Raw genomic sequence first — 25,313 nt, 5'->3', positions numbered from 1 at the left:
GTTTCCTATTGTTTTATATTCATGTCGACATCGAAACTTTACGGCTGATGTTTTTTTGATGTAGAGTTCAAGTCACGGTTCACGGTTAAAGCGCCCACGGAGACAAACGGCTTCAGACCGCCACGATGTGAAGCGCGAAGCAGCATCCATCAGAGATAGTGCGCCGCCTGTTTGAAATCAGGAGAGATTTTACCCGCAAGCCCCGGCGTCACCCCACAGGTGCCGAGCGGGTCTGGAAAATGTGTTTGGCTAATCAGCCATTAAGCACAGCTCTGAGCGGAATTAGTCAGATTTGTTTGCGATTTTACATCTCAGTGGACCGACGTTCGGTTCCTCATCGGCAATATCGCTACTGGGGGTTATCAAATGAACATGAAGGCAAGCGGATTTGATTTCGCGAAGTGGCGGATCGCCCTTCCCGTCGACAAGGCAGGTACTACGTCCGGGGTCGCCGCTCAGGTGGACGACCTGACGAAATATGCGGGCTCGGAATTCTTCCAGGCGTCGAGCAGCGCGCTCACCTTCAGGGCAATGGTCGAAGGATCGACCACGAGCGGGAGCAAATATGCGCGGTCGGAACTGCGGGAACTGAACAATGGAAACTCTGCTGCGTGGAACCTCAAGCAAGGGGGCACGATGACCGCCACGCTCCGGATCGACGAAGCGCCGACATATTTCAACGGCACGACCGGCAAGTTCGTGATTGGCCAGATCCACGGCAAGAACGACGAACTCGTCAGGCTGTATTGGGACAATGGCAGCGTCTACTTCGTCAACGATCTGGCGGGCCCCAATAACAAGGAAATGAAGTTCCAACTGGTATCGTCCGACAACGAACTGCCTTCGATCGGGATCGGCGAAACTTTCTCCTACAAGATCAACGCCGTTGGCAACACGTTGGAAGTCGTGGTCTACGCGGACGGGAAGGCTTATGGCAGCACGACCGCCATCAACAGCGTCTGGCAGCCGGACTCGCTCTACTTCAAGGCAGGCGTGTATCTGGGCGTCAACGAGACGCAGGGCACCGGCTTCGGGCAGGCGACATTTTACGGCCTCGATTTCGGCCATGCGCAGGGCCAGGGACTTGGTGGCCTTGGCACTCTTGGCGAAGTTCATCAGGGCACCAGCGGTGACGACCAGTACGACATCCTCCTGGGCTCCGACATCATCGTGGAAGCTGCGAATGGTGGCGTCGATAGCGTCGTGGCGCATGTCGACTATACGCTGTCCGACAACATCGAAACGCTGACGTTGGCGGACGCGGCCGCGCGCGGCACAGGCAACGGTATCGCCAACGAGCTGACAGGCACGGACGGCGCGAACTGGCTGTACGGGATGGGCGGCGACGACCTGCTGAGCGGGCTTGGCGGCAACGATGTTCTGGACGGCGGGACCGGCGCCGATCAGATGACTGGCGGTGACGGCAATGACTTCTATTATGTCGATAATGTCGGCGATCGGGTTATCGAAACGCGCTCCACGGGCGGCATCGACACCGTGTTCTCTTCGATCGACTTCGCTCTGGACAGCTTCGTCGAGAATGCGACGGCGCTGGGCACGGCTGATATCAAGTTGACGGGTACGAGCAAGGGCAACGTGCTGACGGGCAACGCAGGCAACAACATATTGGACGGCGGGGCTTCGACCGACACGATGATTGGCGGCGCGGGCAACGACACCTACTACGTTTCCACGTCGGCCGATGTCGTGGTCGAGACGCTGGGCGGAGGAAACGACCTGGTGATCAGCAGCGCGGGCTATGTGCTTGCCGATAATGTGGAGCGGCTTCTGCTGGCAGGTACGACGGGCAGCGGCACGGGCAACGAGCTGGACAACGAACTCAGCGGAAACGCATCGGCCAACAAGCTGGCGGGCATGGCGGGCAACGACCGGATTTTCGGTCTGGACGGCAATGACAAGCTGGATGGCGGCAACGGTTCCGACTGGCTGTTTGGCGGCAATGGCGTCGATCAACTCAGCGGCGGTCGCGGGAACGACTATTTCGTGTTCAACACGGCGCCGGGCGAGAAGGACAAGATCACGGACTTCAACGTCGCCGACGACACGCTGGTGTTCGACAATGCGTTCTTCGCCGCGCTCGGTGGAGATGGCCAGTTGAGCGCCGCCGCGTTCGCCATCGGCAAGGCCGCGACCACGGTGGGCCAGCATCTGCTCTACAACAGCGCTACGGGTGTGCTGAGCTATGATGCCGATGGGTCGGGCAGCGGCGCTGCGGTGCAGATCGCAACGCTGACATCGGGGCTGCATCTGACCAGCGCCGATTTCCTTGTCATCTGATCGCGCCGAAAAGCCGACAGCAAAAGGGGCTGGCGCGCATCGCGTCAGCCCCTTTTCGTTTGTGGCGACAGCGGCCTTACTGGCAGGCGAGGCACTCGTCATAATCGGTGGTTTCGCCGGTCGACAGCTCGATCTTCTTGAGATCGGGCGTGTTATCGGCCTCTACCCCGCCCGCGAAACCGGCGCGCTGCACCGATTTCGAGCGGAGATAATAGAGCGACTTGATGCCCAGTTCCCACGCCCGATAGTGGAGCATCAGCAGGTCCCACTTGTCCACATCGGCCGGGATGAACAGGTTCAGCGACTGCGCCTGATCGATATAGGGCGTGCGGTCGGCGGCGAGTTCGAGCAGCCAGCGCTGGTCGATTTCGAAGCTGGTCTTGAACACGTCCTTCTCTTCCTGGCTCAGGAAGTCGAGATGCTGGATCGACCCGCCATTCTCCAGGATCGAGTTCCAGACGTTCGTGCTGTCCTTGCTCTTGTCCTGAAGCAGCTTTTCCAGATAGGGATTCTTGATCGAGAAGCTGCCCGAGAGCGTCTTGTGGGTGTAGATGTTCGCCGGGATCGGCTCGATACAGGCGGAGGTGCCGCCCGCGATGATGCTGATCGAGGCCGTCGGCGCGATCGCCATCTTGCAGGAGAAGCGCTCCATCACGCCCATGTCGGCGGCATCGGGACACGGCCCGCGCTCGATCGCAAGCTGCATCGACGCTTCGTCGACCTGGCCCTTGATCTGCTTGAAGATGCGCAGATTCCACGACTTCGCCATCGCGCCTTCGAACGGGATGTTGCGTGCCTGCAGGAAGCTGTGGAAGCCCATGACGCCGAGGCCGACCGAACGCTCGCGGCCGGCGCTGTACTTGGCGCGGGCCATTTCGGGTGGGGCGCGGTCGATATAGTCCTGCAGCACATTGTCGAGGAAGCGCATGATGTCCTCGACGAAGGCCTTGTCGCCGTTCCACTGATCCCAGGTTTCCAGGTTCATGGAGGACAGGCAGCAGACCGCAGTCCGGTCATTACCCAGATGGTCGCGACCCGTGGGCAACGTGATTTCGGAGCAGAGGTTCGAGGTGGAAACCTTGAGGCCAAGATCGCGGTGATGCTTGGGCATCGAGCGGTTCACCTGATCGGCGAAGATGATATAGGGTTCGCCGGTCGCAAGCCGGGTTTCCACCAGCTTCTGGAACAGCGAGCGCGCGTCGACGGTGGCACGCACCGACTGATCCTTCGGGCTGCGCAAGTGGAATTCGGTGCCGTCGCGCACGGCTTCCATGAACTCGTCGGTCAGCAGCACGCCGTGGTGGAGGTTCAGCGCCTTGCGGTTGAAGTCGCCGGACGCCTTGCGGATTTCGAGGAACTCCTCGATCTCCGGGTGCGAGACGTCGAGATAGCAGGCGGCCGAGCCACGGCGGAGTGAACCCTGGCTGATTGCGAGCGTGAGCGAATCCATGACGCGGACGAAGGGAATGATGCCGCTGGTCTTGCCATTGAGGCCAACCGGCTCACCAATGCCACGCACACTGCCCCAATAGGTGCCGATGCCGCCGCCGCGCGAAGCGAGCCAGACATTCTCGTTCCAGGTGTTGACGATGCCCTCCAGGCTGTCATCCACCGAATTGAGATAGCAGGAGATCGGCAGGCCGCGACCGGTGCCGCCATTGGACAGCACGGGCGTTGCGGGCATGAACCACAGACGCGAGATATAGTCATAGACGCGCTGGGCATGATCCTGATCGTCGGCATAAGCGGCCGCAACGCGCGCGAACAGATCCTGATAGGATTCGCCGGGCAGCAGGTAACGGTCGCGCAGGGTATCCTTGCCGAACTCGGTCAGCAGGGCATCGCGCGAATTATCTGTCTTCACGTCGAAACGCCGCGCCTGCACCGTGTGCGAGGACAGCGCGTCGGGCTTCTCCGTAGCCGCCGCTTTGGGCGCCGACTGGGCCGCCACGGCATCGAGCACTTCATCCATTATCGTAGCCACGTCGCTTGCACCTGTTTCCTGACTTTCCCTGAAGTCCATTGCCGTAGCCTCCGAATGTTCCTGTTCCGTTCGATTCGGTCAAGGCTTCATTGGGACAAGTGCCCCTCATAGCATGACCAGCTTCGAAAGAAGGACCCCGGAACCCAGATTTTACGACCGACAGAGGCAAAAATCCTCCTATCCGCCGGAACATGCCGGCGAGCCAACCACAATCTATTGGGCAACCCCCGTTGTCCTTACACAAGGGATAGTGCCACAGTCCTGCGTGGACGCAAGAGGGTAAATGCGGATTCAGGAACTCGGCCCGTCGCTGCCGCGATTCGCTTCGTCGCTGGACTTGCTCACCAGCAGCCGCGACGCGTGGATTTTCCTAGGCTTTTGAAAAGGCAAGGGGATAGGAACGCAGCGAAAATAAATAGCTGTGGATGAGGCATCACCCACGCGCTTCCGAGGCTTGCAGCACAGCAGACACCGCGACTTCCCAGGCGCGGCAGCGCGCAGAGGCGACGGGATTGGACCGGGGATGAAAGGCTCTGGCGCCTTGGCGCATGGCAGAGGCGGCCATAAGGTCCGGGAACAGGCCCGCCCCTACCCCCGCCAGCATTGCCGCGCCCAAAGCGGTCGTTTCGATGACATGCGGCCGTTCGACGCACAGGTCGAGCATGTCGGCAAGGTCCTGCGCCAGCCAATCGTTGCTGACCATGCCGCCGTCGATCCGCAAGTCGGCCCACACCGCACCGTCAGCGGCGAAGGTCGCCTTCAGGTCGAGCGACTGATGCGTGACGGCCTCCAGCGCGGCGCGAACGATGTGGGCACGGCCAGTCGAGAAGCTGAGGCCAGTGATCGCGCCGCGCGCATCGGGCCGCCAGTAGGGCGCGCCAAGGCCAGAGAGCGCAGGCACGAAGCTGACGCCACCATTGTCGGGTACCGATGCCGCGAGTGCGGCGGTCTGTTCGGCATTGTCGATGATGCCGAGTTCGTCGCGGAGCCATTTGACGACGCTGCCCGCGACGAACACCGACCCTTCGAGCGCGAAACAGCGCTGCCCGCCGATCTGCGACGCGATGGTGCCGAGCAGGCGATGTTTCGAGCGGGGCATGTCCGTGCCGCAATGCGTCAGGATGAATGCGCCGGTGCCGTAAGTCGCCTTGGTCTGGCCGGGGGACAGACAGGCCTGGCCGATGGAGGCGGACTGCTGGTCTCCGGCGAGGCCGGTGATCGGTATCGGCGCTCCGAACAAGTCAGCCTGCGTGGTGCCGAACCGGCCTGCGCAATCGGTGATTTCGGGCAGCAGCGTGGCGGGTACGCCGAACAGGTCGAGCAAGTCTGCGTCCCAGCCGCCCTGCTCTATCGCCATCAGCGCGGTGCGAGAGGCATTGGTGGCGTCAGTGATGTGGAGCCCGCCGGTCAGGCGATAGACGAGATAGCTTTCGACGGTGCCGACCGCGAGGTAGTCGCCCAGTTCCTCCAGCTGTGGCCACTGGTCCAGCGCCCAGCCCATCTTGCTGCCCGAAAAATAGGGATCGAGCAGCAGGCCGGTACGCGCCTGCACCACTGGTTCGTGACCCGCGACGATCAGTTCGTGGCAGGTCTCCGCGGTCCGCCGGTCCTGCCAGACGATGGCGGGGGCGACGGCTTCGCCGGTGCGGCGGTCCCAGAAGACCACAGTCTCACGCTGGTTGGTGATGCCGATGCAGGCGATGCGATCCGCTCCGCCAGCCTGCGCCACCATCTCGCGTGCGCATTCGAGGGTCAGGGACCATATCTCGTTGGCGTCATGCTCGACACGGCCCGGTGCGGGGTAATGCTGAGTCAGGGGGCGCTGCGCGGTGCCGAGGCAGGCTCCGTCCGGCGCGAACAGCATTGCGCGGGTGGAGGTGGTGCCTTCGTCGATGACGAGGATGGGCTGGGTCATTTTTGGCTATCCTCTCGTCTTGCACATACCCCCTACCGTTCGCCCTGAGCGTAGTCGAAGGGTTCTGCTGAGCGTAGGCGAAGCACCTTCACTTCGTTCAGCTTGGCCCTTCGACTTCGCTCAGGGCGACCGGAGGGGTTTATTCCCCCAACAGCAGCGGCCCATGCTCCAGCTTGGGCAAGACATGACGCGCGAACAAGTCGGCTTCGGCGGCATGGGGGTAGCCCGAGAGGATGAAGGCCTCGATCCCTTCTGCCTGATAGGCGCGCAGTTTCGCCAGCACCTGATCGGGATCGCCGACTATCGCCGCGCCGCAGCCCGAGCGGGCACGGCCTACGCCGGTCCACAGATTATCCTCGACATAGCCTTCCTCGCCCGCCGCCGCGCGCAGTTCGGCCTGACGGGTGACGCCGACGGACTGGCTGTCGAGCGACTTGGCGCGAATGGCGGCACCAGTCTCATCGTCCAGCTTCGAGAGCAGGCGCGTTGCGGCGGTGCGGGCTTCGGCTTCGGTCTCGCGGACGATCACATGGGCGCGATAGCCGAATTTCAGGGTGCGGCCGTGGCTGGCGGCGCGGGCCGTCATGTCGGCGATGATCTCGCGCACCTTGTCCATCGTGTCGGGCCACATCAGATAGACGTCGCACCCCTGCGCAGCGGCATCGCGCGCTGCGGGGCTGAGGCCGCCGAAATAGAGTGGCGGGCATTTGCCGGACACAGTCGTTATCTTGGGCGGGTCGAGGTCCAGCTTGTAGAACTCGCCCTGATGATCGAGATGCTCGCCGTTCAGCATCGTCTTCAGGATCTGCATGACTTCAAGCGTCCGGGCATAGCGCCGATTGCTCTCCAGCGTGTCGCCCGGCAAGTCGGAGGAGATGATGTTGACGGTCAGCCGCCCGCCAAGGATGCGGTCCAGCGTGGCGATGCGGCGGGCCAGTTGCGGCGGCCAGTCTTCGCCGATGCGCACCGCCATCAGCAGGCGGATGGTCTTGAGCATCGGCGCGATGGCGCCTGCGAAGATCGTGGTGTCGATGCCGAGCTGATAGCCGGACGGCAGCAGGATGTTGTCGAACCCGCCGCTCTCCGCCTGCAGCACGATGTCGCGGCAGTGCTCCCAGCTTGAGGCGAGCTTGGGATCGGGTTTGCCGAGGAACTCGTAATCATCGTCGCACAGGGCGGAAAACCAGCTGACTTCGCAGGGCTTGCTCATGGAAGGGGTTCCTCTCTCGATGCGGTCAGCACGGCGTACCAGTCGGCACGCGTCCACTGGACCTTATAGGCGTCGGCGGATTCGCGGATCCGCGCGGGCGTCTGCGATCCGACGATCGGGATCGGGCGAGACGGATGCGCCATGATCCAGCTGAAGGCGGCGGCGGTGACGGAGACGCCATATTGGTCGGCGACCTTCTTGAGGGTGGCCGCGACGGCGCGCTCTCGCTCGCTGCGGGGATCGGCAATGCGCCCGCCGCCCAGCGGCGACCAGGCCAGTACCGCCATGTCCATCCGCATCGCCTGATCCAGTTTACCCGCGACGAGGGGCCCGAGCGTCAGGGCGGAATATTCCGGCTGGGTGCTGGCAATCGGAACGGTCAGGAAATGGGCCAGCGTTTCGATCTGCGCAGGCGTGAAGTTGGAGACGCCGATCGCGCCGATCTTGCCCGATTTATGTGCGTCTTCCAACGTGCGGGCGATCTCCTGCGGATGCGTCAGTATGTCGGGCCGGTGGATCTGCCACAGGTCGACATGATCGACGCCGAGGCGGGAAAGCGACGCGTCGATGGCAGAAGAAAGATAGGCGGCGCTGCTGTCATAGGGCGTGCCGATGACGATGCCGCCCTTGGTCGCGAGCACCATCTTGCGGCGCAAGCTCCTGTCCGCAGCGAACACCTTGCCGAGCAGCGCCTCGGATGCGCCGAAGGCCTCGCCATTGTCGGGGCCATATATGTCGGCCGTGTCGAACAAAGTGATGCCGGACTCAAGTGCAGCGTCCACCAGCGCGCGGGCGGCGGCGACGTCATTGCCCTTGAAGCGCCACATGCCCCAGGAGAGGCCGCTGACCGTCAATCCGGTCTTGCCGAGGGGGCGGGATCGGGGCGGAGGAGCGAGGAAAGCCTGCGTGGTCATGAAACATCCTTTGGGGAGATGGCGCGCGTCGATTGACGCTCGATGAGTTCGTGCGGCAGGCGGCGATGCTCCGCGCCCGCGCCCATGGTAAAGAGGAGCCGCGTGCCGGTATGTCCCAGCGTGCGGGTCGGCTGGCGCACGGTGGTGAGTGGCGGGTAGACGACCTGGGCGAGGACGGTATCGTCGAAGCCTGCGACAGATAGCTGGTCGGGCACTGCAATGCCCTGCTTGTGCGCCAGCGCGAGCACGCCCGCCGCCATGTCGTCGTTGCTCGCGAAGATGGCGGTGGGGCGGTCCGGCATGCCTAACAGAATCTCGGCCGCCTTCACGCCGCTCGCAAAGTCGAACTCGCCCGGCAGGACGATGGCGGGCTCATATTCTATGCCAGCGCGGTCGAGCGCGCGGCGATACCCGAACAGCCGCTCGTTGCTCGCCATGTGATTGCTGTGGCCGATGATGAAGCCGATGCGGCGATGGCCGTTGTTGATCAGGTAAGTGGTCATATCGTCCGCCGCCTGCACGTCGTCGATGAATACGGAAGAGGTGACCCCGTGGTTGGTGCCGGGTGAAATCCGGACGAAGGGGATTGCGCGGCGTTCCAGTTCCTCCAGCACCGCGGCGCAATCCGTCACCGGCGAAGAGAGGATGATGCCGTCGATATGGGTTTCGTCGATCAGGCCGCCAACTTCGCGGGCCACGTCGGGCGAGGCGATATCGACGGGCTGGGCGAGCAGGCGCACGCCCTCTTCGCGGCAGGCTTCCCAGATGCCCTGCTGGATCTGATGAATGTAATAAGGGCTGTGATTGTCGTAGAGGAGCGCGATCTGCCCGGACTTGCGGCCGGCAAGGGCGCGAGCGGCGATGCTGGGGCTGAAGCGGAGGGCACGGACCGCTTCCTCGACTTTCTGCCGCGTGTCGTCCCTCACATAGCGCTCCTTGTTGAGGACGCGGGAGACGGTCTTGACCGATACGCCCGCGGCTTGTGCGACGTCGTGGATGGTGGCGCGGGCGTTCATGCGAGCAGCGTCCGGCAGCGCTCGACATGACGGGCGGCGATGTCTGCGAAGAGAGGCGCGTGGCGGCTGTCGGCGCGGTAGAAGACGGGCGGCCGACCGAAGGGCGCTTCGACTTCCGCATAGCCGCAATCGCTCGGGATACCTGTCCACAAATGTACCCATGTCGCGCCGGATGGCAGATAGCAGCGCCAACGGGTTGCGCCCTCCGCTACCACCGGGGCCACCAGCAGGTCGCTGCCATAGAGATAATGGGTTTGCAGAATGTCGCTGTCCATATCCTCCTCATGATGCAGGAACAGCGGGCGTTGCAAGGGGAGGCCCTTGTCACGCGCTTCGACGCACAGCGCGCGGGTATAGGGCGCGAGGTCGGCGTGAAGCTGCGTCATCGCGGCGAAATGGGCGAGAAGTTCGGCTGTGGAGTCCACCTGCAGGTTTTCGTCCGGGCGATTGCCCTCGTGCGTTCGCATGACCGGCGTGAAAGCGGCGAGTTCGCTCCATCGCATCAGCAGTTCGGTGGTGCGGACATTGCCGAGCAGACTTGTGTAGCCGCCGATGTCGCTGTGGCTGTAGGCATTGCCGACCAACCCCGCCGACAACGCGGCGGTAATCACAGTGCCGATGCCGTCATGCCGCGTGAAATCGACCGACTGATCCCCCGCCCAGAGCAATGGGCAATATTTGCCGACGTCCGTGCCGCCTGCCCGCATGAAGAACACCGCCTCGCCGGTCTTGCCTCGGAGTTCGAGGGCACGGGCATTCACCTTGGCCCAGAGAGTCGGCCATGCATTATGGGCGAGCATTGGGTCGCTGCCGTCGAACAGCCGCACATCGGTCGGCAGATATTCGCCAAAGTCCGCCATCCAGCCGGAGAGCCCGAAGTCGAGCATCTCCTGCCCGATGACGCGGTCGGCGAACCATTCGGAGGCGTCTGGATTGGTGAAGTCGACGATGGCGGCGTCGAACTCTCCGAAATCCACGTGATAGGGTGCGTCGCTATCCTGTCGCCGCGCAAGATAGCCCGCCGCCAGCGCCTCCTGATACAGGGCGCCGTCGATCGCGAGATAAGGGTTCACATAACCGAGGAAGCGGACGCCTTTTTCTGCGAGGTGCGCTATGCGACGGTCGAGATCGGGATAGCGTTCGCGGTTCCATTTCCAGTCCCAGAACAGGCGCTTGCCAAAGCTGGTGATGCGCAGCCCCACCCAATCCTCGCACCAGAGGCCGCTGACCGGCACGCCCGCGTCGATCATCCTCTCCAGTCTGGCAAAGCTCTCCTGTCCCTGCTTCAGCCCGACGATCGCGCCATTCGTCGCCCATTCAGGCAGTATCGGCTGGCGGCCAAAACGTAGCGACAGGGCGGAGACCAGATCGGCCATGGTCGCGGCCTCGAAGAGTTCGACGCGCGCGGGGATTTCCCAGCATTCCACCGTGAAGCTGCCCTCGCCGGTGAAATCGAAGGCGCAATAGGCGTTCGTGTCGACATGCAGGGCGTGGCGACGAGACGACAACATGGTGGGCTGCGGGTAATTGGTAGTCCAGTAATCGCCGCCGGCATTCCCCTGCGCATCCATGGCCTGCGTGAAAGCCGTGCTTTTGTCGCGGCCGACACCCGGCTCCGATGTCCAGATCGGGAAAACACGGCCGCGCAGATCGAGGTAGGACATCTGCTCGCCCAGCCCGTAGATCCTTTCTTCGGGTTCGGCATGGAAGGTCAGCCAGCAGCGATTGATCGTCCTGTCGTGCGCCTTCAGGAACAGCCCGTCCGGGCAAACCGTCAGCAAAAGGGTGGCCGGAAGCCCCTCCCCCTTCGCCATTTCCATCTGCCAGGCATCGCCGGAGTCAGATCGTTGCACGAGACGGGCATGGGTAAGCGGTATCCGCTCCGCCACGGTATCGAAAAGACGGAAGTTGCCGCGAAACATCTCCACATCCGCATTGCCACGCCCGACCGCGACCATCGGGAAGGCGGCGCTGTGAGTCGCCAGCAGGCGATCGCCCAGCCAGAGCGCGAAGCCGTCTTCCGTTACCTTCAGTGTGGGCGCTGCTGCGGCCATAGGTCCTCTCTGGTGCCGCATCCCGATCCGGGAGCGGGCTGTCACATATTTATGACAGCGATGGACAATGCCACAAGCATTACTGCCGTTCAAGATTGACAATTCATCGCTTCGGCCCTTATCACCATTCCAAACCCTCGGATTAAGGCAGGGTTGGCCATAAATCACGGTACTTCAGGGAGGATCCCATGACCTGCTGCAATCGCTACGCGCTTTCCCGCTCCGGCTTTATGACAGCGCTGGCAGGCGTCAGCGCCCTGGCGATTGCCACCCCGCATCTGCTCAGGATCGTGCCGCCGCCCCTGCTGCTGCAGAGGAAAGCAGCGGCATCGATATTGTCGTCACGGCCCAGAAGCGCGAGGAGAATCTCCAGAACGTGCCGCTGTCGGTATCGGTCGTGAGCGGCGCGGCGATTGCGTCGCAGGGCGGCGTGAACCTTGAAAACGCGCAATATCTCGTGCCGAGCCTGAATTTCCGCAAGGGCGGCACCAGCCTCAACCAGGCGCTGTTCCTGCGCGGCGTCGGCACCATCAACTTCTCCATCGCCGCCGAGCCCTCGGTCGCGGCCGTGATCGACGGAGTCGTACTGAGCCGCGCGGGCGAAGGCTTTGGTGATCTGGTCGACATCGACCGCATCGAAGTACTACGTGGCCCGCAAGGCACGCTGTTCGGCAAGAACGCGTCGGCCGGCGTCGTCAGCATGGTCACGAAGCTGCCGGAAGACACGTTCGGCGGCAGTGCGGAAGCCAGCTATTACAGCGCGCAGGAATATCGCGCCCGCGCCACTTTGAACCTGCCGCTGGGGGAGAATATCCGGTCGCGCGTGACGGGCTTCTACAGCGAATATGACGGCAATCTCCGCAACGTCGCCTTGGGCCGCAAGGTCAACGGCTACAAGCATTACGGCGTGCGCGGCGTCATCGAAGCCGATCTGTCCGACGCCGTGACGCTCATCCTGCGCGGCGACTGGCGCAAGGCGAACGACGATTGCTGTGCGGAAGTCATCGGCACCATACCTACCAATGCGGCGGCCGCAGCACTGGCGGGCACCAACATCCGCGGCGACGATACGCGCCGCGTGAACCAGAACCTCCTCACCCAGACGAAGGAGGAAAGCTGGGGCGTTTCGATGCAGCTCGACGCCGAACTGGGCGGGCAGACCATCACGTCGATCACGGCCTATCGCAAGTGGGACAACACCGAGATCCGCGACGGCGATTTCCTCGACCGTCCCTATGTCGGGCTCAACCAGCTCCATGACATCGGCCCTCAGACATCCAAGACCTTCAGCCAGGAATTGCGCTTGTCCTCGCCGACGGGCGGCTTCTTCGAATATGTCGCGGGCCTTTATTATTCCCGCGCGGAGTCGCAGCGGCAGTTCACGCGGGATTCGATCATCTGCACAGCCTCTACTCTTCCTGCGGCGGCGCCGGGTCTCATCCCCTGTTCGACCGCGCCCGGAGTATCGACGGCCCGCTCAGTAACCGGCACCACGGATTACGGCTCGATCTTTACCAACATGGCCGCCTTCGGTCAGGTGACGCTCAATGTGTCGGATCGGCTGCGCCTTATCGGCGGCATCCGCTACACGACGGATCAGCTTGAGGGCAATCTGATCCGCCGCTCCAATGTCGGCGCTGCCGCTGCTGGAGGGATCAACCCGAGCTTCGACGCCGGCGTATATAATAACGGACTTGTCGACCCGGTTACGGGGCGGTTCGTGCCGGGCGTATCGAACGGCATCCCACTGAATCTGAAGACGGTGAACGACAACTGGTCGGGCAAGGCCGCGGTCCAGTTCGACCTCACCGACAGGATCATGAGCTATGCCAGCTACACGCGCGGCTATAAGGGGCCAGCATATAATCTGTTCTTCAACCTTGGCACATCGGGCGCCGGGGTCATCGCACCAGAAACGGTGAATGCGTACGAGGTCGGCCTGAAGAACCAGTTGCTGGACAACACGCTGATCCTGAACATCGCCGGCTTCTACGCGAAGTATAAGAACTATCAGGCCAACAACCCCGACGTCGTGGCCGGGGAACGCGTAACCCGGCTGACGAATGCGGGTAGCGTGTCCACGCGCGGCGTAGAGATCGACCTGCTCTATCAGCCCTCGCGTGCTTTCAGCTTAAACGGCGGTCTCGCTTACACCGATGCGAAGATCGATAGCTTTCGCCTGCCGCCCGGCGCCGATGCCACACAGCGCGTTCCAAACGGCACGCGACTGTCCAATGCGCCCAAATGGAAGGGCTCGCTGGGCGCTACCTACAAGATCGAGACTGGGGGCTTTGCCGACATCGAACTGGGCGCACAGGGCAGCTATCAATCGAGCCAGCTTTATGAGCTGAGCCCCATCGCCGCAACCCGTGCTGCTACCACCGTGAAGGGCTATGGCATCGTCGATGTGAGTGCCGGGCTGGTCGCCGCGGACAATGGCTGGAGCCTGCGCGCGCAGGTCAAGAACCTGTTCGACCAGAGCTTCGCCTCTTCGATCGTATCAGGCGGGCCGGGCGGCTCGTATCGCTACATCATTCCGCGCGAAGCGGACCGCTATTTCGGGCTCACTGCACGCGTGAACTTCGGCAGCGAAAAATGAGTCAAACGGTTCACCGGCGATGCTGTCGGGTCGGTGAGAGGGCTGGCGACCACTGCACGGGTCGCCAGCTTTTTTGCGCTCGCTAAGGGGTTACAAAAAAGTTCCGCAGTGCAGCATTATTTTGGAACGCTTCGTCGCAACTGCCGCTCGTGGTGAGATTGCTTTAGGGTTTTCAGTGTAGTTTACAGCTAGCGGAAATCCACGGAGTCACCATGATCGAGTTTGCTGCCCTGACGTATGGCGTCCTCGCCAGCTTCGTCCTGTCTTCGGCCGGACGTAATCGCGCAGCGAAGCGGCCCCATCCTCCGGTACTGCGTCACATTGGCTACGTGCTGTGCGGCATGTCTGCCGGCACGTGCGCGATCCTTACTGGAGTTGCGGTCAACCATCTGCTCCACTAAACGAAAAAGGGCGGCACGATGGCCGCCCTTTCCGATAAATTTGCGCAGGTGTTTACCGAACCGAACCGCGGCGTACGAGGTTCACGATCGCCAGCAGGATGACTGCGCCCACGAACGATACCAGCAGCGACGCGATATCATAGCTGCCGCTGGTGATCGGTGCGATGCCCAGTAGCGGCGACACGAGGAAGCCTGCAAGAACAGCGCCGACGATGCCGACGATGATATTCAGGAACACGCCCTGCTGACCGTCCGTCCGCATGACCATGCTGGCAAGCCAACCAATAATTCCGCCGACAATGATAAGAATGATGATGCCCATGATCCAACTCCCAAGATGCGGCCAAGGGTGGCTGCTGGAGGATAGGACGCTTGAGCAGGCAGAATTGTTCCCGCAGCGTTACGAGGCCGCAGGCACCAGTCGTGGCAGGAGCAGCTGAATCCAGCCTAAAGCAACGAGATAAGCCGCCGCACAAATTGCAAACATCGGCCAGTATCCGGCCCCGGAACTGAGTGACCAGCCGGCAAATTCGATCATGGCCGTTCCGCTGAGGTTCCCGGCTATCGCGCCCAGAGCGATGACGCTGGCGACGCGACTGGTCGGCACCACATCGGCCGTCATGCCGAAGATGTTCGTCGAGAATCCCTGATGCGCGAACAGCGCCATGCCGATCAGCAGGGCCGCGACCCAGGGGCTGCCCGCCTGCAAGGCCAGAGGAGCGGGCAGGATCATCAGGGCGAAGAGGAACATCGAGAGCTTACGCGCGCGGTTCACGGTAAATCCACGGGACAGCAGGATCGGAAACAATGCGCCGCTGCTGATCGCGCCCAGGGCGGCAAGGACGTAGATCAGAGCAACCGGATATCCCAACGCCCCTTGCGACATGCCGAACTGGCGGGCGAAGAAGTCGGGCATCCAGAACAGCATGAACCACCAGACAAGGTCGGTGAACGCCTTGGCGCCGATGACCGCCCAGGTCCGGCGGTCTGTAAGAAGTTCGCCCCAGCGCACGCCCTTGATCGCGCTTGCGGACTGGAACGTGCGGACCGGCGCCAGCTTGCGTGTGCCGATGATCCAGAAGGCGAGCCAGACGAAGCCCAGCCCCCCGGTGACGAGGAACGCCGCGCGCCAGCCGAATGCCAGCGCAAACGGCGGGATCAGCAAGGGCGTAAGAATCGCGCCGATATTGGGGGCGGTGTTGATGAGTCCGATTCCTAGCGAACGCTCCCGCATCGGCAGGTATGTCGCGGCGGCCTTGATGGCCGCGGGCGTATTGATGGACTCCGCTACGGCAAGCGTCACGCGGGCAGCGACGAACTGCTGCACGGTCATGGCGATGGCGTGGCCCATGCCAGCGAGGCTCCATATCGCGACCGCCGCTCCATAAGCGAAACGCACGCCGAAGCGGTCAACGAACCAGCCTACCCCTAGCAATGCAATGGCAGCAGAAATCTGAAAGGATGAGCCAAGATGCGCGAATTGCTGATCGGACCAGCCGAATTCGCTTTCCAGCATCGGCTTCAGCAGCGCCAGCACCTGCCGGTCGACGTAATTGAGCGCGGTCGCAAAGAAAATGAGTGCGATCAGGCCGTATCGAAGCGCCGCACCGGTAGCCACTTGCCCGCTGGAGACGGTCTCTTCGTCGGCAAGCGCGTCGTCCTTCGTCATTGCCTCTCCCTTGGCTGGCCGCACCTGCGTCGATGCTTGCCTGCATCGCTTTTTCGGTTGCAGAGGGCCAGTGGCAACTATAGGCACGATGGGTATGACAGCGCAAGACAGAAAGCCAGTGATGGCCGCCGATCTGTACGGCGACTTGCTGATGGACACGCCGCAGCCGCAGCGCCGTTGGCAGGAACGTGTCCCCGGCATGGCCATGGCTGTCGTCGCATCTCTCGCTGCTGCATGGTTAAGCGATCATTATGGCGCGCCGCTGGTGTTGATGGGCCTGCTGATCGGCCTTTCGCTAAGCTTCGTCAGCGCCGAGCCGAAGCTTGTCCCCGGCCTCACTTTCGCTTCGCACACGCTGCTACGGGTCGGCATCGTATTGGTAGGCATGCAGATCACCTTCGCGCAGATCGGCTCGCTGGGCATTCCCGCGTTCGCAGCGCTGGTAGGGATCATGGCAATGGTCCTGCTCACCGGCATCCTAGTGGCGCGACTTTTCAAACAGGACGTGATGTTCGGCCTGCTCGCGGGCGGGGCCACGGCGATTTGCGGAGCCTCGGCGGCGCTCGCTCTTTGGAGCCTGATCGGCGAGAAACGCATCGATCAGGCGCGTTTCACCATCGTGCTGGTCGGCATCTCGGTCGCCAGCGCACTGGCCATGTCCTTTTATCCTCCCATCGCCGAATATCTGGGGCTTACCGACCGGCAGGCGGGCTTCCTGATCGGCGCGTCGATCCACGACGTCGCGCAGGCGATCGGCGGCGGCTTCTCTTTCTCGCGCGGTGCGGGCGAAGTCGCCACCATCGTCAAGCTGACGCGCGTCACGCTGCTGGCTCCGGTCCTTGCCATCGTCGCGCTGGTGCTGCGCAATCAGGGCATGGCAGCGGACGGGGTGGCACGGCGGATGCAGATGCCTTGGTTCGTGCTCGGCTTTCTGGTGCTGGTGGGCCTGAATACCGCCCTCCCCCTGCCTGCGCAGTTGGTAGATGCATCGCACTCACTGTCCAAGGCGCTGCTGCTGGTCTCGGTAACGGCGACGGCTATGAAATCGCAGATGGCTGTCTTGCTTACGCAGGGCTGGCGCAGCTTTGCACCGGTGATCGCCGCGACATTGGTGGCTTTCGCGCTTTCGCTGGGCGCGGCGCTTATCCTGTGACCGCACCGATGATCCATGATTTGTGCGTCATTGGCGGGGGCATCAACGGAACCGGCATAGCGCGCGACGCAGCGGGACGAGGCGCGTCCGTGCTGCTGCTGGAGCGTGACGACCTGGCGTCCGGGACATCGTCTGCCTCGACCAAGCTGATCCATGGCGGGCTCCGCTACCTCGAACATTATGAGTTCAAGCTGGTGCGCGAATCGCTGATGGAGCGGGAGCGGCTGCTGAAGATCGCGCCGCATATCGCCTGGCCCATGCGTTTCGTGCTGCCACACCATCCGGGCTTGCGGCCGCGCTGGCTGCTACGGCTGGGCCTGTTCCTCTACGATCATATTGGCGGGCGGAAGTTGCTGCCCGCTACGCGCACCATCGACTTGCGAAGCGACCCGGCGGGCAGGCCGCTGAAGCCGGGCTATTCCCATGGGTTCGAATATTCCGATTGCTGGGTGGACGACGCGCGGCTCGTCGTTCTGAACGCGCGGGATGCGGCGGCGCGGGGCGCGGAAATCCGCACGCGTTGCGAAGTGACCGGCGCTCGGCGGGTGGGCGAACTTTGGCATATCGAGACGCGCGAGAGCGACGGCAGCACGGGCAGCTTCAAGGCGCGTGCGCTGGTGAATGCAGGCGGCCCCTGGGTCGTTCAGATGATCGACCGCACCCATACGCCGCGCCTCGCAAACATCAGTCTGGTGCGCGGCAGCCATATCGTGACGAAGCGCCTGTTCGATCACGACCGCAGCTACATTTTCCAGAACGCGGACGGGCGCATCATCTTCGCGATCCCCTATGAGCGTGACCTGACGCTGATCGGCACGACCGACCGGGACCATGACAGCGCCGATGTCGCTCCAAAAGCCAGCGAAGAGGAGATTGCCTATCTCTGCGCCGCGGCAAGCGAGTATTTTGCCAAGCCGATCACGCCTGCGGACGTAGTCTGGACCTATAGCGGCGTCCGGCCTCTGGTTGATGATGGCGCGAGCCCGGCGCAGGAAGCGACGCGGGATTATGTGCTGAAGCTGGATGCAGCGGATGGCGCGCCGCCGCTGCTGTCGATCTTCGGCGGCAAGATCACGACCTACCGCCGCCTGGCCGAAGAGGCGATGGAGAAGCTCGCGCCTTTGATGCCGGTGCTGCGCGGCGAGAGCTGGACGGCGGGCGCGGCATTGCCGGGAGGTGATTTCCCCTTGGCGGACCGGGATGCACTGGCGCGTCGGGTGGCGGAGCGGTATCCGTTTTTGTCTGCTGATAATGCCAGCCGCATCTTCTCCACCTACGGCACCTGCGCTTTTGAGTGGTTGGGGGACGCTCAGCAGGCGGGCTCATTGGGCGAAGATTTCGGTTGTGGGCTCAGTGAGGCGGAGGTCCATTATCTGGTGCGGGCTGAGTGGGCGCGAACGGTGGAGGATATCCTCTGGCGGCGAACGAAGATGGGGCTAAGGGTCGCACCGGAGGGCGTGCAGCGGCTGGAAGAGTATCTCTGCCGCATCGTGAATAGCTGAAGTCCGGGCACGGAAAAGGCGCGAGCGACTGAGCCGCTCGCGCCTCCGATTCGCACCAGCGCCGTTTAGTAAACGCGCGCCTTCGGCTTGATATATTCTACTTCGTCGGTGAGTGTATATTCGTGCACGGGCCGCGTATCGAGCGTGACCTTCCCGCCCTTGCCGCCCCAGCCATCGAACCAGGAGATGGTGTGCTTCATCCAGTTGGCGTCGTCACGGTTCGGGAAATCCTCGTGCATGTGCGCGCCGCGGCTTTCCTTGCGATTGAGCGCGCCTTCGATGGTGCAGCTTGCCTGACTGATCAGATTGTCCAGTTCGAGCGTCTCGATAAGGTCCGTGTTCCAGATCAGCGAGCGGTCAGTGACCTGCACGTCTTCCATGCTCTTGTAGACGTTCTGGAGCTTGGCGACGCCTTCGGTCATCAGCGCGTCGTCGCGGAACACGGCGGCATGCTTCTGCATGGTGCGCTGCATTTCGAGGCGGATCTTCGCGGTGGGCGTGCTGCCCTTCGCGTTGCGGAAATAGTCGAGCCGCGAGAGGGCCAGATCCGCACTGTCGGCGGGAAGCGCCTTGTGCGAGCTGCCCGGCTTCGTGATTTCCGCGATGCGGTGGCCGGTCGCGCGGCCGAACACGACAAGATCGATCAGCGAGTTGGAGCCAAGGCGGTTCGCGCCATGGACCGACACGCAGGCCGCTTCGCCGACCGCAAACAGGCCGGGCACGACGGCATCGGGATTGCCATCCTTCAGCGTCACGACTTCGCCATGATAGTTACAGGGGATGCCGCCCATATTATAGTGGACCGTCGGCACAACCGGCAGCGGCTGGCGCGTCAGATCGACATTGGCGAAGACCTTGCCGGTTTCGGTGATACCGGGCAGGCGTTCGGCCAGGATCTTCGGATCGATATGGTCGAGGTGGAGGAAGATGTGGTCGGCTTCCTTGCCGACTCCACGACCTTCGCGAATTTCCATGGCCATGGACCGCGACACGACGTCGCGCGAAGCGAGGTCCTTGGCCGAGGGCGCATAGCGCTCCATGAACCGCTCGCCCGACGCGTTCGTGAGATATCCGCCTTCGCCGCGCGCGCCCTCGGTGATGAGCACGCCTGCGCCATAGATGCCGGTCGGGTGGAACTGCACGAACTCCATGTCCTGCAACGGGAGCCCTGCACGCAGCACCATGCCGCCGCCGTCGCCGGTGCAGGTATGCGCTGATGTCGCGGAGAAGTAGCAGCGGCCATATCCGCCGGTCGCCAGCACGACATTGTGCGCGCGGAAGCGATGGATCGAACCGTCTTCCATGCAGATCGCTATGACACCGCGGCACTCAGGACCATTGGCGCCATTTTCCATGATCAGGTCGATGGCGAAATATTCGACGTAGAAGTCCGCATCATATTTCAGCGACTGCTGGTAAAGCGCGTGCAGCATCGCGTGGCCGGTGCGGTCGGCGGCGGCGCAAGTGCGCTGCACTGGCGGGCCGGCGCCCATGTTCTGCATGTGACCGCCGAAGGGGCGCTGATAGATGGTGCCTTCCGCATTGCGGCTGAACGGTACACCTGCGTGCTCCAGTTCGTAGACGGCGGCGGGTGCTTCGCGCACCATATATTCGATGGCGTCCTGATCGCCGAGCCAGTCCGATCCTTTGACGGTATCGTACATGTGCCAGGTCCAGTGATCCGGCGTGTTGTTGCCGAGGCTGGCCGCGATGCCGCCCTGCGCTGCGACCGTGTGGCTGCGCGTCGGGAAAACCTTGGTGATGCAGGCCGTCTTGAGGCCGGTTTCCGCGATACCCATGGTCGCGCGCAGACCGGAGCCACCCGCACCCACGACAACGGCGTCATAGGTGTGGTCGATGATCTTGTAGGCTTCGGTCGACATCAGGATGCAGCTCCGGTGAAGGCGATCTTGGCGACAGCGAAAATGCCTGCCGCCGCGCCAGCAATGGCGTAGAAATTGAGGAACATGAGCGTTGCGAACTTCAGGCCCTCGTCATGAACATAATCCTCGACGAGGATTTGCAGGCCGAGCCGCAGATGCGTGAAGACGCTGACGAGCATCAGCATCATCGGCACCGCTACCCAGATCTTTGCGAGCCAGGTCGTGACCGAGAGATAATCAAGCGCCGGCAGGTGCAGCAGGCTGAAGATCATCCACAGCACGAGAAACAGGTTGCTGACCGCAGTTATGCGGTGATGAATCCAGTGCTTCGTGCCCGAACGAGCGCTGCCGAGGCCGCGAACGCGACCGATTTCCGTTCCACTACCCATCAGAGCTTCCCCGCCAATATGCTGAGCCAGATAGCCGCGGTCACGGCGATAGCCGCCACCGGCACGACCATCGCCCAGCTCTTGTTGGTCTTCAATTCGTAACCCGCGCCGATATCCAGCACGAAATAGCGCAGGCCGGAAAACAGGTGCTGGAAGAAGAACAGCGTCAGACCGATCATCACGACATAACCATACCAGGATGTGGCATGGTGCATGAACGTCTCATAAGCCGCAGGGCCGGAGGCGGCGGCGATGAGCCACCAGACGACCCCCAGAACGCCCGCTGTCGCCATGCCGTCCCCGGTGGCGCGCTGCAGGATCGACAGGGCCATGTGCGGACCCCATTTCCAGATAGTCAGATGCGGCGAAAGTGGCCTTGTTCGCGTTTGCGCCATGCGGTCTGCGCTCCCCTGGATAAGCGTGATTCCCAGCCCCTTTAGCGCGCACCCCTACACTGTGCAAATGCAGCAGCGCTTTGATCGTAAAACTTCTGGCGGGCGGATTGAACAACGTCGCAGGGGCGCAGACGCCCATTTTATCGTGGCCGCATAAGAGATGGTTAACCAAGAGTCGCTATGCCGGACTGAGAGGCGCGAAGCTGATTAGATTGCGAGAGGCATAAGTTCATGACGTTGCAGATAGAGGCAGATGTTTCCGTGCAAGAGCGGCTGCGCGAATTCGACGCTGAAGGGACGCTGGTCCGTCACGCAGCCGAGATTTTCGCGCTTCTTCCCGATAAGGGTGAGGCCGCGGCCCAGACATTCTTCGATATCTATGTAAGCAAGGCATCCCTTGGTTCACGCCTGGCGCCGGATGTCCTGCACGCATTGCGTGACGAGGTTTCGAGATACATGCGCGAGAAGCTGGCAAACTTCGGTTCCGAGCATTGGGCGGATTCGTTGCGATCCTGCGTTCGGGAAGCGCATAAACATGGCATTCCTGCGCGAACGCTTCTGGCGGCGGTTTCTGTCTCTAATCAAGTAGTGCATGGTCAGATTGAAGCCGCAGTTCAAGATCCGGCGAAGGACAGGTACCTGCACCTGTCCATGCTACGAATATCGATGATCGAATCTGAGCTGATTTGCACGGTATCTGCAAATGATGTCGCCGGTAAGCGCGAAGCGGAGCGTCAGGAGACAACAGCGATATTCGAACAGCGGATCGCTGGAGAGATCGACAGCGCCTCGCAACTGGGCGAAGGTCTGCGCGAACAAGCCAAGGATGCCTCCGCTGCGACACGCGGTATGCTGGGCAAGGCATCCGAAGTTGCTGCCGCCGCCGAACAGTCTGCACTTGCGATGCGGGAAGCGGCGCAAACCTCCGCCGGTCTGATCCGCGCGATCGAAGATGCGCGCGCCGAAGTGGAGGGCGCTGCCGAAGTGGCTCAGCGCGCTTATGCGCAAGCGGGCGACGCAGTGACGATGTCCACGACACTTTCCGAAAACGCGCAGTCGATCGAGTCCATTCTCGGGCTGATCCGCGACATTGCCGGTCAAACCAACCTGCTGGCGCTCAACGCGACAATCGAAGCGGCGCGCGCAGGTGACGCCGGTCGGGGCTTCGCCGTCGTCGCGCAGGAAGTGAAGAGCCTTGCCAACCAGACAGCGCGGGCGACCGACGACATCGCGAACAAAATCAACTCCATTCAGGCATCGACGCGCCAGTCCGTCGAAACCAACCAGCGCATCCGCGAAACGGTGGATGAGGTGCAGATGTCCGCCGAACGCATCCGCAGCGCCATGGACGCGCAGGCCCAGACGGTGACGATGATCACCGCCGCCGTCGACGAAACCGCACTTGCTGCTGATTCGATGTCCGCGACCATATCCGCAATCCGGCAGGACACCGAAGTGGTGGCATCTGAAATTGATCAACTGGAACGCGGCTTCATGAGCGTCGAAGGCAAATTGACCTCGCTTCGCGAAGCATCGGCCGAAATGAGCAGCCGCGCCGCCTGACGTAACGCGCTTTCCCTAATCGTGCCGGTGGGCTAACCGGCACGAATGTCACTCAACATCCTCCTCACGGGCGCAAGCCGTGGCATCGGGGCCGCGTGCGTCGATGCCCTGCAGTCCGGCAACATCCGCCTGTTCGCAGCCAGCAGCCGAGATTCCGATCTTGGTACGCCTGACGGAGCAGGCATCTTGTGGGACCTTGCGCTGGATGCGCTGGGCGGACGCATCGATATCCTGATCAACAATGCCGGTATTTTCGACGCGGCTCCGCTGGACGGCGCTGACGCCGAGTGGCTCTCCGCCTGGCAGCGGACGATGACCGTCAATCTGGAAGCGTCCGCCGTGCTCTGCCGCAAGGCCGTGCTCCACTGGCAGGATCGGAAGTCGGGAGGCCGGATCGTCAATGTCGCCAGCCGCGCAGCGTATCGCGGCGACAGCCCGGAGCACTGGCACTATGCCGCGTCGAAGGCGGGCATGGTCGCAATGACCAAGACCATCGCGCGCGCCTACGCGGCGCAGGGCATCTATGCCTTTGCCGTCTGTCCCGGCTTCACGATGACAGGCATGGCGGAAGACTATCTCTCCAATCGGGGTGGTGACGAACTGCTCGCCGACATCCCGCTGGGCAAGGTCGCCGAGCCCGAAGAGATCGCCGCCGTCGTCAAGTTCCTAGTCATGGACGCGCCGCCGTCGATGACTGGTGCCATTCTGGACGCGAACGGAGCGAGCTATGTCCGATAGCTGGAAGCTGACCTTGCCCTGTACGCGCGGAGAGGCCGAGGCACTGGAGGGGGATGTGGCCGCCTTTGCCATGCTGGACAGCCCCCCGGTGCTGATGACGAGCGAGGCAGTCGAGGACGATCCCGAGCAATGGCAACTCGACGCCTATTTCGAAGGCAAGCCCAATGCCGCGCTGGTGAAACTGGTACAGACACTGATCCCCAGCGCCCGAGGCAAGAAGCCCGCGCTTGAAAAACTGGAGGCGGAGGACTGGGTCACGATCAGTCAACAGGGGCTGGAGCCGGTTATCGCCGGGCGCTTCTTCGTGCGGAATACGCCCGAGGATACGGTGCCTGCGGGCTACAAGGACTATTTAATCGGGGCCGGGCGCGCATTCGGCACTGGCCAGCATGAGACAACATCGGGTTGCCTCGCGATGCTGGACCGAACTCGGGGCGTGGGGCACCGCTTCGGCAATATCGCCGATATCGGGACGGGTACGGGATTGCTCGCGTTTGCGGCGATGCATCTTTGGCCACGTGCCTATGCGACGGCATCGGACATCGACCCCGTTTCGGTCGAAGTGACGGCGGAGAATGCCGTCACGAATGGCGTGCCACTGGGGACGGGTCTGGGCGAACTCACCCTGTTTGCAGCGGCGGGCGTCGATCATCCCGGCATCATGCGCCGCGCGCCTTATGACCTGGTGATAGCCAACATCCTCGCCGGGCCGCTGATCGAACTCGCGCCCTCGCTGACGGCTGTGCTGGAGGATGGGGGCACGCTGATCCTCGCGGGACTGCTGGACAGTCAGGCAGAGCGCGTGATTGCCGCCTATCGCGCGCAAGGTGTGCGCCTTGCCGATCGGATCGACACGGGGCAGTGGCCCACTCTGCGTCTGCGCAAGCGCCCGACCATAGGTTGGCGTCGCCCGCGCCGCTGGGCAGGTGATCGCAACGGGGAAGCCCCTGGCTATGGCAGCTGGTGACGAGTGAGGACGTCGCGCTGGCATAGCCGAAAGACCGCACGGTGCCTTGCCTGGGTCCTGATGCTACCGGTGCTGTTCGGGTTTTGCATCATCGGTGGATCGGTTATCCCGGCCAACTCCGGGCTTCCTCCAGCGATCGATGGTGTGACGATCTACGTCTATACTAATGGTGTCCATACCGGGCTGGTAATGCCCGCGGTCCACCCGCTCCATGACTGGCGGAGCCGCGTTCCGGCCAGTGACCTGGCCGACCCGAGGCATGCTGCGCCGTGGCTGCTGTTCGGCTGGGGCGAGCGGAACTTCTATCTGAACACGCCCACATGGGACAAAGTCGATCCGCTGGTCGTGCTGCGCGCCGCAGCCGGCAGCAATACGACGCTGATGCATGTCGATCATCTGCAACGGGTGTGGAACGGCCCGGACCTGCGGCACCTCGTTCTGAGCCCGGCACAATATCGCGCACTGACGAAAGCAATCGATGCCGACTTCGCCCCCGGTCCGGCTATCCCTGGCTACGGCGCCGATGATGCCTTCTATCCGGGTCGCGGGCGCTACAGCGCGCTACGCACTTGCAATGAATGGACCGGCGGCAAGCTGCGCGGCATCGGGGTACGGATCGGGCTCTGGACGCCGCTTAGCTGGAGCGTCATGCGCTGGTTCTAA

General features: G+C 62.7%; 20 protein-coding genes. 9 read left to right on the top strand and 11 right to left on the bottom strand.

The window, feature by feature from the left end; all coding sequences use genetic code 11:
* The first annotated feature begins 366 nt into the window (after positions 1-366).
* Positions 367-2,298, top strand: a complete 1,932-nt coding sequence (locus QHC67_RS04505) for a polysaccharide lyase family 7 protein (RefSeq protein WP_319291575.1) — start codon at positions 367-369, stop codon at positions 2,296-2,298.
* A gap of 76 nt (positions 2,299-2,374) precedes the next feature.
* On the opposite strand, the gene QHC67_RS04500 is transcribed toward QHC67_RS04505, so the two are convergent.
* The 6 genes from QHC67_RS04500 to QHC67_RS04475 form a co-directional block, all read right to left on the bottom strand.
* Positions 2,375-4,321, bottom strand: coding sequence for a ribonucleoside-diphosphate reductase subunit alpha (locus QHC67_RS04500; RefSeq protein WP_319291573.1), 1,947 nt, complete (start codon positions 4,319-4,321; stop codon positions 2,375-2,377).
* Between the two features lie 394 nt (positions 4,322-4,715).
* Positions 4,716-6,197 carry a glycerol kinase gene (locus QHC67_RS04495; protein ID WP_319291570.1) on the bottom strand — a complete coding sequence of 494 codons (1,482 nt, stop codon included), beginning with the start codon at positions 6,195-6,197 and terminating at the stop codon, positions 4,716-4,718.
* A 139-nt stretch (positions 6,198-6,336) separates the two neighbouring features.
* Positions 6,337-7,407: an LLM class flavin-dependent oxidoreductase gene (locus QHC67_RS04490; protein WP_319291567.1), complete on the bottom strand. Its 1,071-nt coding sequence runs from the start codon at positions 7,405-7,407 to the stop codon at positions 6,337-6,339.
* The gene (locus QHC67_RS04485; RefSeq protein ID WP_319291565.1) at positions 7,404-8,321 is read right to left on the bottom strand and encodes an aldo/keto reductase; all 918 of its coding nucleotides are present in this window, start codon (positions 8,319-8,321) and stop codon (positions 7,404-7,406) included. The genes QHC67_RS04490 and QHC67_RS04485 overlap by 4 nt, the downstream gene beginning before the upstream one ends.
* The gene (locus QHC67_RS04480) at positions 8,318-9,337 is read right to left on the bottom strand and encodes a LacI family DNA-binding transcriptional regulator (RefSeq protein ID WP_319291562.1); all 1,020 of its coding nucleotides are present in this window, start codon (positions 9,335-9,337) and stop codon (positions 8,318-8,320) included. The genes QHC67_RS04485 and QHC67_RS04480 overlap by 4 nt, the downstream gene beginning before the upstream one ends.
* Entirely contained in the window at positions 9,334-11,391 is a 2,058-nt protein-coding gene (locus tag QHC67_RS04475; RefSeq protein ID WP_319291559.1) for an alpha-glucosidase, read from the bottom strand. The genes QHC67_RS04480 and QHC67_RS04475 overlap by 4 nt, the downstream gene beginning before the upstream one ends.
* A 376-nt stretch (positions 11,392-11,767) precedes the next feature.
* Between QHC67_RS04475 and QHC67_RS04470 the strand changes: the two genes are divergently transcribed.
* Positions 11,768-13,990 (top strand): TonB-dependent receptor, encoded by a 2,223-nt coding sequence (locus tag QHC67_RS04470; RefSeq protein WP_319291557.1) that lies wholly within the window; start codon positions 11,768-11,770, stop codon positions 13,988-13,990.
* A gap of 212 nt (positions 13,991-14,202) precedes the next feature.
* Entirely contained in the window at positions 14,203-14,391 is a 189-nt protein-coding gene (locus tag QHC67_RS04465; protein WP_319291554.1) for a hypothetical protein, read from the top strand.
* A gap of 52 nt (positions 14,392-14,443) precedes the next feature.
* Here the strand turns inward: QHC67_RS04465 and QHC67_RS04460 are convergent, their stop codons facing one another.
* A complete protein-coding gene (locus QHC67_RS04460; RefSeq protein WP_319291552.1) occupies positions 14,444-14,713 on the bottom strand; it encodes a GlsB/YeaQ/YmgE family stress response membrane protein in 270 nt (89 codons plus the stop codon).
* Between the two features lie 78 nt (positions 14,714-14,791).
* Positions 14,792-16,060 (bottom strand): MFS transporter, encoded by a 1,269-nt coding sequence (locus QHC67_RS04455; RefSeq protein ID WP_319291549.1) that lies wholly within the window; start codon positions 16,058-16,060, stop codon positions 14,792-14,794.
* Between the two features lie 121 nt (positions 16,061-16,181).
* Here QHC67_RS04455 and QHC67_RS04450 point away from each other — a divergent pair, with 121 nt between their 5' ends.
* Together QHC67_RS04450 and glpD are read left to right on the top strand one after the other, a co-directional pair.
* A complete protein-coding gene (locus QHC67_RS04450; RefSeq protein WP_319291546.1) occupies positions 16,182-17,213 on the top strand; it encodes a YeiH family protein in 1,032 nt (343 codons plus the stop codon).
* A gap of 8 nt (positions 17,214-17,221) precedes the next feature.
* Positions 17,222-18,715 (top strand): glycerol-3-phosphate dehydrogenase, encoded by a 1,494-nt coding sequence (gene glpD / locus QHC67_RS04445; RefSeq protein WP_319291874.1) that lies wholly within the window; start codon positions 17,222-17,224, stop codon positions 18,713-18,715.
* Positions 18,716-18,780: 65 nt separating this feature from the next.
* Here glpD and sdhA read toward each other — a convergent pair whose 3' ends face one another.
* The 3 genes from sdhA to sdhC are packed head-to-tail and all read right to left on the bottom strand — an operon-like array spanning position 18,781 to position 21,382.
* Positions 18,781-20,598: a succinate dehydrogenase flavoprotein subunit gene (gene sdhA, locus QHC67_RS04440; RefSeq protein WP_319291543.1), complete on the bottom strand. Its 1,818-nt coding sequence runs from the start codon at positions 20,596-20,598 to the stop codon at positions 18,781-18,783.
* The gene (gene sdhD / locus QHC67_RS04435; protein ID WP_319291540.1) at positions 20,598-20,987 is read right to left on the bottom strand and encodes a succinate dehydrogenase, hydrophobic membrane anchor protein; all 390 of its coding nucleotides are present in this window, start codon (positions 20,985-20,987) and stop codon (positions 20,598-20,600) included. Before sdhD ends, sdhA begins: the two co-directional genes overlap by 1 nt.
* Positions 20,987-21,382 (bottom strand): succinate dehydrogenase, cytochrome b556 subunit, encoded by a 396-nt coding sequence (sdhC, locus tag QHC67_RS04430; protein ID WP_319291537.1) that lies wholly within the window; start codon positions 21,380-21,382, stop codon positions 20,987-20,989. The genes sdhD and sdhC overlap by 1 nt, the downstream gene beginning before the upstream one ends.
* 231 nt (positions 21,383-21,613) lie before the next feature.
* On the opposite strand from sdhC, the gene QHC67_RS04425 reads away from it, so the two are divergent.
* The 4 genes from QHC67_RS04425 to QHC67_RS04410 all read left to right on the top strand — a co-directional run bounded on the left by QHC67_RS04425 (position 21,614) and on the right by QHC67_RS04410 (position 25,313).
* Entirely contained in the window at positions 21,614-22,945 is a 1,332-nt protein-coding gene (locus tag QHC67_RS04425; protein WP_319291533.1) for a methyl-accepting chemotaxis protein, read from the top strand.
* A gap of 45 nt (positions 22,946-22,990) precedes the next feature.
* Positions 22,991-23,683, top strand: a complete 693-nt coding sequence (locus QHC67_RS04420; RefSeq protein ID WP_319291530.1) for an SDR family oxidoreductase — start codon at positions 22,991-22,993, stop codon at positions 23,681-23,683.
* The gene (locus QHC67_RS04415; protein WP_319291527.1) at positions 23,673-24,650 is read left to right on the top strand and encodes a 50S ribosomal protein L11 methyltransferase; all 978 of its coding nucleotides are present in this window, start codon (positions 23,673-23,675) and stop codon (positions 24,648-24,650) included. Before QHC67_RS04420 ends, QHC67_RS04415 begins: the two co-directional genes overlap by 11 nt.
* Positions 24,651-24,719: 69 nt before the next feature.
* Positions 24,720-25,313, top strand: coding sequence for a TIGR02117 family protein (locus tag QHC67_RS04410; RefSeq protein WP_319291525.1), 594 nt, complete (start codon positions 24,720-24,722; stop codon positions 25,311-25,313).

The organism is Sphingobium sp. (assembly GCF_033795625.1).
Classification (GTDB): Bacteria; Pseudomonadota; Alphaproteobacteria; order Sphingomonadales; family Sphingomonadaceae; genus Sphingobium.
Note: the sequence above shows the minus strand (reverse complement) of the source record. Positions and strands in the feature narration are given on the sequence as shown.

Bases quoted from the DNA above. Each gene is read 5' to 3' on its own strand.
- QHC67_RS04475 (WP_319291559.1), bottom strand. From the start codon at position 11,391: ATGGCCGCAGCAGCGCCCACACTGAAGGTAACGGAAGACGGCTTCGCG.
- glpD (WP_319291874.1), top strand. From the start codon at position 17,222: ATGATCCATGATTTGTGCGTCATTGGCGGGGGCATCAACGGAACCGGC.
- sdhC (WP_319291537.1), bottom strand. From the start codon at position 21,382: ATGGCGCAAACGCGAACAAGGCCACTTTCGCCGCATCTGACTATCTGG.
- QHC67_RS04490 (WP_319291567.1), bottom strand. From the start codon at position 7,407: ATGAGCAAGCCCTGCGAAGTCAGCTGGTTTTCCGCCCTGTGCGACGAT.
- sdhD (WP_319291540.1), bottom strand. From the start codon at position 20,987: ATGGGTAGTGGAACGGAAATCGGTCGCGTTCGCGGCCTCGGCAGCGCT.
- sdhA (WP_319291543.1), bottom strand. From the start codon at position 20,598: ATGTCGACCGAAGCCTACAAGATCATCGACCACACCTATGACGCCGTT.
- QHC67_RS04415 (WP_319291527.1), top strand. From the start codon at position 23,673: ATGTCCGATAGCTGGAAGCTGACCTTGCCCTGTACGCGCGGAGAGGCC.
- QHC67_RS04495 (WP_319291570.1), bottom strand. From the start codon at position 6,197: ATGACCCAGCCCATCCTCGTCATCGACGAAGGCACCACCTCCACCCGC.
- QHC67_RS04455 (WP_319291549.1), bottom strand. From the start codon at position 16,060: ATGACGAAGGACGACGCGCTTGCCGACGAAGAGACCGTCTCCAGCGGG.
- QHC67_RS04420 (WP_319291530.1), top strand. From the start codon at position 22,991: ATGTCACTCAACATCCTCCTCACGGGCGCAAGCCGTGGCATCGGGGCC.
- QHC67_RS04425 (WP_319291533.1), top strand. From the start codon at position 21,614: ATGACGTTGCAGATAGAGGCAGATGTTTCCGTGCAAGAGCGGCTGCGC.
- QHC67_RS04480 (WP_319291562.1), bottom strand. From the start codon at position 9,337: ATGAACGCCCGCGCCACCATCCACGACGTCGCACAAGCCGCGGGCGTA.
- QHC67_RS04505 (WP_319291575.1), top strand. From the start codon at position 367: ATGAACATGAAGGCAAGCGGATTTGATTTCGCGAAGTGGCGGATCGCC.
- QHC67_RS04465 (WP_319291554.1), top strand. From the start codon at position 14,203: ATGATCGAGTTTGCTGCCCTGACGTATGGCGTCCTCGCCAGCTTCGTC.
- QHC67_RS04500 (WP_319291573.1), bottom strand. From the start codon at position 4,321: ATGGACTTCAGGGAAAGTCAGGAAACAGGTGCAAGCGACGTGGCTACG.
- QHC67_RS04450 (WP_319291546.1), top strand. From the start codon at position 16,182: ATGGCCGCCGATCTGTACGGCGACTTGCTGATGGACACGCCGCAGCCG.
- QHC67_RS04485 (WP_319291565.1), bottom strand. From the start codon at position 8,321: ATGACCACGCAGGCTTTCCTCGCTCCTCCGCCCCGATCCCGCCCCCTC.
- QHC67_RS04460 (WP_319291552.1), bottom strand. From the start codon at position 14,713: ATGGGCATCATCATTCTTATCATTGTCGGCGGAATTATTGGTTGGCTT.